The organism is Rhizobium mayense (assembly GCF_030272705.1).
GTDB classification, from domain to species: domain Bacteria; phylum Pseudomonadota; class Alphaproteobacteria; order Rhizobiales; family Rhizobiaceae; genus Rhizobium; species Rhizobium mayense.
Genome location: NZ_JARFYM010000085.1, coordinates 1 through 2,309, shown reverse-complemented (window position 1 = coordinate 2,309; position 2,309 = coordinate 1). Strand labels below are relative to the sequence as shown.

The window sequence follows — 2,309 nt, the reverse complement described above, 5'->3', positions numbered from 1 at the left end:
ATCCTTGCTCCCAACGTTGGCTTTGACCAGTGCGTCGAGAGGCGAGACCGTCGCATCTCTAACTGGCCCAACTGTCGCATTACTAAATAGCCGCTACAAAGCTGCGTGAGATAGTCTGCATTATGGAACTAAACTATTGAAATCACGCTAAAATGCCGTCAAAGTCTGCGAGACGGATCATGGTGACTCGAAAAGGAATCAGCGTTTGGGGAGCCGAGCATGAGGATGGCGCTGTAGGCAAGAACACCGAGTATAGGCTGACTTGAAATCAAAATTCTCTAATAGATACCGACGGCTCCATTTCACGCGGCATCTTGCAATATTAACCTTTAAGGTGTATATATGACTTTGAAACGCAGGCCTCATCACGATCTGGTGCAGGTCAAGGCGAAGTTTGCAACGACCAAAACCTTGGAAGCGACGAGCACGGCGATCAGAAATGCGCGGGATTTGGGGTATTCGCTTTCGGACATCGTCGATGCTGTTCAGGCGCTCCAGCACAGGGATTTTGTCAAATCGGAAACCGCGCACAGCCCACCGAATTCCAAGGTGTGGCACGATACTTACAACCTGGCTTGGGACGAGCGCTTCCTCTATCTCAAGTTCGCAGGCGAAACACTGATCGACGTCGTGCTGACGTCGTTCAAGGAGCTCAACAATGACTGACACACGAGTTCATCCCGAGACAGGCAAGATGTTGCGGCGCGACGTCCGTCCGCAGGTCGTGCGCTACGGTTCGTTTGCGCGCATAGTCCAGGTTGCCGGATGGTATCCCGACGATGACGGGGATGCCATCCATTCCGGTGGCGACCTTGCCGAGTCCGACCAGGTGTTTCAAGAGCTCCGCGCGGCTTATGGGGAGCATGTTCGACGCATCCGTAAGGACAAGCTGAAGCTGACTCAGGAGGAGGCTGGCCACCTCATCGGAGGAGGACGGCGAGCCTTCCAAAGATATGAAAGCGGCGCCACGCCACCAAGCGATGCTGCAATCGGCCTGATCGAACTACTTGATCGTCATCCCGAAGATCTGGAATTGCTGCGGTCCTTGCGCGATGAGCCGCAGGTGGCCTGATCCACCGATCTGCGAAACGATGTAACACCGGCGCGAAGAAGGCGGTTATTGTTTCTGCAGAGGCCGTTGCCGCTGTTTGGTCGTCTTGGCCTGCTTGTTGGCTTCCTTCTCGGACAGGAGTTCGTCCTGGACCTGCCGTCGGCGTTCGATCTCTGGCGACTGGTTGATGTCGGTCGGGATAGGCGTCGCCGGCTTCTGCTCGACTGATCGTTCCGCCCGCCTTGCCGCTGACGATTCTGCCTTTGTCCGATAGGCGTGATCCTCCCCTCCTCCGTCAAACGGCCGCTCGTTCGTGCGTTCGGAGCGTTCGGCCTGCCTGGTCTCTCGCAACGCCTCAGTCCTGGTGTTCTCCTTGACGGTGTCGAGCGCAATGGCGATCTCTGCATCGGTGCGCTGCGCCGCCGCTTCTTTCGTGCCCGCCACAAAACCGCGTCGCTGGCGCTCGCGGGTTTCCTCCTTCGCACAACATTCCTCGACCGTCGCCTGTGCAGCCTTCAACTGATTCTGAAGCTCCGGATTGCTGACGCTGATACCGTGCTTGGCTGCCAGTTCCACGGCGACGGCCTTCTCCCGATCGGTGCCATTGACGGTGATCGCACCCCACTTCTCCGAGGCCGCGCGCATGGCAACCAGCATGGAGTCCCGGTCCCGATCGGCGGGCTTGAATCGAAAAGTGGGACATTGCAGGCCCCCTATCGCATCAGCCTAGCCCGCAAGTCTGCCGTTTCGGTTTTCATTGATGGCGCCTACATCCGCGCAGTTCCTGGCTATCAAAGCCGGCATTTCGAGATCGCCATGGGACGAGTTGTTTCGCAGGGCCGGGCACCGCGCCAGTTTGCTGCTGCGCCGAATATCGCCACTGGCAAGCACGAGGTCGTTCGCGCGGCAATGCGCGCGCAGGGATGGCTTCCAGGCCGCGACGTGACTGTCTTCAGTGATGGAGAGGTCGGGCTGCAAAACATTGTATTAGGCGCAACGCGCCAGCCTTTGACGCATATTCTCGACTGGTTCCATCTGTCGATCGGGCTCGAGAAAGAAGCCGATGCGGATCGGCCGGCGTCCCTGTGCCAATTGTTTTAGTGTGTAAGTCTGCTCCATCATGGGCAAGCTCCGGGCATCCGCGCTATCAGCCGCTTGAGCGACCGCAGGTGTTGGTGAGCAAGAGACGATCTACTATCCTGACAACAATCTTGGGCCAATCCGAAAATGACTGAACCTACTGCCAGGCGACGATTGG

The 2,309-nt window shown here is 57.6% G+C and carries 3 protein-coding genes and 1 pseudogene; 3 read left to right on the top strand and 1 reads right to left on the bottom strand.

The genetic code is table 11. The features are described from left to right. The first annotated feature begins 342 nt into the window (after positions 1-342). Both PY649_RS34620 and PY649_RS34615 read left to right on the top strand, forming a co-directional pair. Complete coding sequence (locus PY649_RS34620; protein WP_285873564.1) at positions 343-666, top strand: type II toxin-antitoxin system MqsR family toxin; 324 nt, start codon at positions 343-345, stop codon at positions 664-666. Beyond that, on the top strand, positions 659-1,072 hold the full coding sequence (locus PY649_RS34615) for a type II TA system antitoxin MqsA family protein (protein WP_285873562.1): 414 nt from the start codon (positions 659-661) through the stop codon (positions 1,070-1,072). Before PY649_RS34620 ends, PY649_RS34615 begins: the two co-directional genes overlap by 8 nt. Positions 1,073-1,117: 45 nt before the next feature. On the opposite strand, the gene PY649_RS34610 is transcribed toward PY649_RS34615, so the two are convergent. Next, a complete protein-coding gene (locus tag PY649_RS34610; RefSeq protein WP_285873566.1) occupies positions 1,118-1,759 on the bottom strand; it encodes an LPD7 domain-containing protein in 642 nt (213 codons plus the stop codon). On the opposite strand from PY649_RS34610, the pseudogene PY649_RS34605 reads away from it, so the two are divergent. Further along, positions 1,738-2,101 (top strand): annotated as a pseudogene (locus tag PY649_RS34605) (hypothetical protein); the annotation flags it as partial. The gene PY649_RS34610 and the pseudogene PY649_RS34605 overlap by 22 nt on opposite strands. Between the last annotated feature and the right edge of the window lie 208 nt (positions 2,102-2,309).

What these genes read in the sequence shown, in the direction of transcription:
- PY649_RS34620 (WP_285873564.1), top strand. Translation starts at nt 343, where the DNA reads ATGACTTTGAAACGCAGGCCTCATCACGATCTGGTGCAGGTCAAGGCG.
- PY649_RS34615 (WP_285873562.1), top strand. Translation starts at nt 659, where the DNA reads ATGACTGACACACGAGTTCATCCCGAGACAGGCAAGATGTTGCGGCGC.